This window comes from uncultured Thermus sp. (genome assembly GCF_938010445.1).
Lineage (GTDB): Bacteria > Deinococcota > Deinococci > Deinococcales > Thermaceae > Thermus > Thermus altitudinis.
The window spans coordinates 1-3,591 of the sequence record NZ_CALLUR010000041.1 but is presented as its reverse complement, the minus strand read 5'-3'; the positions used below and the strand labels follow the sequence as shown (position 1 = coordinate 3,591).

5 protein-coding genes are annotated in these 3,591 nt (G+C 65.6%); 3 read left to right on the top strand and 2 right to left on the bottom strand.

Annotated features, from left to right (window positions below):
* On the top strand, positions 1-501 hold a 501-nt coding region (locus Q0693_RS02260), incomplete at its 5' end, for an N-acetylmuramoyl-L-alanine amidase (protein ID WP_298628860.1).
* A gap of 11 nt (positions 502-512) precedes the next feature.
* Here Q0693_RS02260 and Q0693_RS02255 read toward each other — a convergent pair.
* Both Q0693_RS02255 and Q0693_RS02250 read right to left on the bottom strand, forming a co-directional pair.
* Complete coding sequence (locus tag Q0693_RS02255; RefSeq protein WP_298628858.1) at positions 513-1,562, bottom strand: hypothetical protein; 1,050 nt, start codon at positions 1,560-1,562, stop codon at positions 513-515.
* A gap of 15 nt (positions 1,563-1,577) precedes the next feature.
* Entirely contained in the window at positions 1,578-2,351 is a 774-nt protein-coding gene (locus Q0693_RS02250; protein WP_298628856.1) for a serine/threonine-protein kinase, read from the bottom strand.
* Positions 2,352-2,399: 48 nt separating this feature from the next.
* Here Q0693_RS02250 and Q0693_RS02245 point away from each other — a divergent pair, with 48 nt between their 5' ends.
* Positions 2,400-3,155 carry a patatin-like phospholipase family protein gene (locus Q0693_RS02245; protein WP_298628854.1) on the top strand — a complete coding sequence of 252 codons (756 nt, stop codon included), beginning with the start codon at positions 2,400-2,402 and terminating at the stop codon, positions 3,153-3,155.
* On the top strand, positions 3,152-3,591 hold a 440-nt coding region (gene lepB / locus Q0693_RS02240; RefSeq protein ID WP_298628853.1), incomplete at its 3' end, for a signal peptidase I. The genes Q0693_RS02245 and lepB, both read left to right, overlap by 4 nt.

Here is a 3,591-nt window from a genome sequence, read left to right as displayed (position 1 = left end):
CGGCGGGCCTCCATGGCCGATAGTTCCCAGGTGAACCTGTTCATCTCCATCCATGTGAACGCTACCCCTACCCGCACCGCCCAGGGGGTGGAGGCCTTTTACTTTGGCCAGGCCCAGGACTCCCGCATCCTGGCCCAGGTGATCCGGGAAAACGGTGGGGGAGAGCTGGGGCGGCGCCTGACCCAGGAGGCCCGCACCGTGGCGGAAAGGATCCTTTCCGATATCGTAGCCCAGGCCAACCAACGCTATAGCCAGCGCCTGGCGGAGACCTTGGGGCGGCACCTTTCCCAGGCCACAGGGAGCCCTTACCGCGGGACCTTCCCGGGCGATTTCTTCGTCCTTCGCTATGCCAAGGTACCCGCGGTCTTGGTGGAGATCGGGTTCGGGGACCATCCCGTAGAGGGGCGAAGGCTGGCCGACCCGGCTTACCGGGAAAAGGTGGCCCAGGGGCTTCTTGCGGGTATCCTTACCTTCTTGGCCAACGGGGCCTATGCCAAGTAAGGGCTCCTGGGTCAAGGGCAGGCTTGGGCCTCGAGGCCGGCCACCGCTTGCCAGGATAGGGTTTTCCAGGAGAAGGAAAGGGGTAGGGCTTGGATCGTGAAAGGTTGCCAGGGGAGTTTGAGCGCCTCGAGGCGGTAGGCCAGGACCTCCCCCTCGGATCCCTCCAGGTTCAGGAAAAGCCCCTCCCCCTGGAAGAGGGAACGGTAGGAGTACCCGTAGGCGAGAGGGGGGTCCAGGGCGCGCAAAGAGGCCATGGGACCCCCGCTGTAGCGAAGGCCTGGGTCCCTTCTGGAGGGGCTACTTTGCGGGCCGAGCCAAAGGCCTTGGAGAACCCCCTCTACCTCGGCTTCCCCTACCAGGAAGGACCCCCGCCAGGCCCGAAGGTAGTCAAAGCCGGGCCGGCGGAAAAGCTGGGCCTCACCCCGCAGCAGCCCCACCCAGTCCAGAAGGAGCCCTTCCGAGTCCCCTGCCACCTCTAACCGCCCCACCGCCCCTTTTTCCCCCAGGAAACGGAGGTAGTCGTTTCCCGGCCAGCCGCTTTGGTAGCCATAGGCCCACCCTCCGGGGCGGGCCAGCGGAAGGCCCAGGAGGAAGCCGTCAAATCCTCCTTTCCCTTCCACCCGCCCCACCAGGAAAAGGACGCCATGCCGGTACAGGCCCCCGTAGGCGTACCCCTGGCCGGGGAGGGGGAGGCGCCAGGCCCGTTCCTCGGCTAGGTCCAAGACTAGGGCTTCCCAGCCCTTCGGGCCCAGGTGCCCTCCCCAGGCGAAACGGCCATCCGTGCCCCAAAGGATTCCCTGGCCTCCCGCCTTGGCCCAGAGGGGCTTTCCCGTTTGGTCCAGCCCCACCTGAAGGAGGGCTTTGCCCACATGGCCCACGGCCAAATAGCCATCCGGGGTACGGGCGAGGCCGTAAAGGGCGGAGTCCTCCTCTTTCGCCAAGACATGGGCGCCGCTTTGCGCCACCACTAGGGCCCGGTGGCCCCCTTCCACCAAAAGCCTTCCCGCCGCCACCTCTCCCAGGCCCGCAAAGAGGGCGGAGCCCAGGAGGGTGGAAAGCATTAGGCAAGCGGCCATTTAAAAGGGAAAGTTCTCCAAAGCCTCCGCGGCTGAGGAGAAGCGCTCCTTGGGGGATTTGGCCAGGAGGCGTTCCAAGTAGGCTTGCTCTGGGGAGGCGAGCCCAGGTATGGGGGGCACGGGTTCCTGGAGGTGGCCGAGGAGGACCTCCTCCGGTCCCCCCACGAAGGGGTGCTCTCCGGAAAGGATCCAGTACAAGATGATCCCTGCGGCGTAGACGTCGGCCTCGGGGCCGGGGCTTTGCCCCAGGACCTGTTCGGGGGCCAGGTAGGGAAGGGTGCCCAGCCTTAGGGGTTTTTTGAAGGCCTCGAGGGCCGGCCCCGAGAGGTCAAAGTCCACCAACCTGGCCTCGTCCGTTCCCGCCACAATGATGTTTTCCGGCTTCACGTCGCGGTGCACCAGGCCCTTGCCGTGCATGTGGGCCAGGGCCATGAGGAGCTGGCGGAAGACGAAAAGGGCCCGGTTTCTGCCGGGCCTACGGAGCATCCAGCGCCCCATCTCCTCCCCGGGGGCGTAGGCCAAGAGGAGGGCAGGGCCTTCCTCCAGGTCCAGGCTCTCCAGGACCGGGTTGAGGTTGGGGTGGGAAAGCCTTTGGCCCACCCAAAGCTCCCGGTTGCGCCTGGCCTCGGCCCCCCGGGGGAAGACCTTGAGGGCGTAGGGGGTGCCATAGCGGTCAAAGGCCAGGTAGACGGTGGCCAAGGCTCCTCGGCCCAAGGGGCGCACCACCCGGTATCGGTTCAAAAGGACCTTCCCCGCCAGGCTCACCGCCTCCACTATATCCAGCCCTCACGTCTTTCACCCAGAAGCCGTTAGGATTTGGGCGTGCGCGGCTTGGCGCTATCCGGTGGGGGGGCCAGGGGGCTGGCCCATATCGGGGCCCTCGAGGTTTTCCTGGAGGCGGGCTTGGAGTTTCAGGTGGTGGCCGGGACCAGCATGGGGGCCATCGTGGGGGCGCTCTACGCCGCAGGCAAGACCCCGGCGGAGATGCTGGCCATCGCCCACAAGACTCCCTGGCTGGGGCTTTTGGGCTTCTCCCCCAGGGAGGGGATTTTTTCCCGCAAGAAGCTCAAGGATTTCTTGGCGGAGCACCTACCTGCGCGCTTTGAGGAGCTTAAAAGGCCCCTGGCGGTCACCGCGGTGGACGTGGTCTCGGGGCGGCTTCTTTTCCTGACCCAAGGGGACCTGCCCAGCGCCCTTTTGGCCTCGGCCGCCTACCCGGGGCTTCTGGCCCCGGTGGAGCGGGAAGGGCAGCTTCTTTTTGACGGCGGGGTCCTGGACAACCTTCCCGTGGATGCCGCCCGCCTCCTAGGGGCCAGGGAGGTCTATGCCGTGGACGTGACCCCCGAGCGCCGGGTGGAGGAGGCCCCCAAAGGGCTTCTAGCCCTGGCCCGGCGGGCGGTGGACCTGATGCAGCTTCACCTGACCTCGGTGCGCCTCACCCTCTATGCCCCGGAGGTGTACGTGAGGCCCAGCCTGCCCGGGGTGGGCATTGAGGACTTCCGCCTTTTGGAGGAGATCGTGGAGGCAGGGCGCAAAGCAGCCAAGGAGGTCGTAGCCAGTAAAGTAGGAGGGGTATGAAGGCGTTTTGGGACTATCTTTTTCGTGAGTGGTTCCGCCAGGTGGGGGAAGCCCTGCTGGTGGCGTTTTTGGTCACCACCTTTGTCTTCACCACCGTGGGGGTGGTGGGGCAGAGCATGTTTCCCACCCTGCAAAACGGGGAGCGGGTATTGGTTCCCAAGTGGGAGACCTGGCTGGTGCGCTTTGGCCTGATGGAGTGGAAAAGGGGAGAGATCGCCATTCTGAAACCTCCCGAGGGTACTCCCAACGCCACCGCCCGCTTTCCCATCCTGGGCTTTAGCTTCCGGGCCTTCTTCATCAAGCGCATCGTGGCGGTGCCGGGGGATGAGGTCTATGTGGAGCGGGGGGTGGTGTACATCAACGGCAAACCCCTGGACGAAAGGCACATCACCGACCGCATCGCCCCCTGGCCCGATTCCTTTCCGGGGGTGTGCTA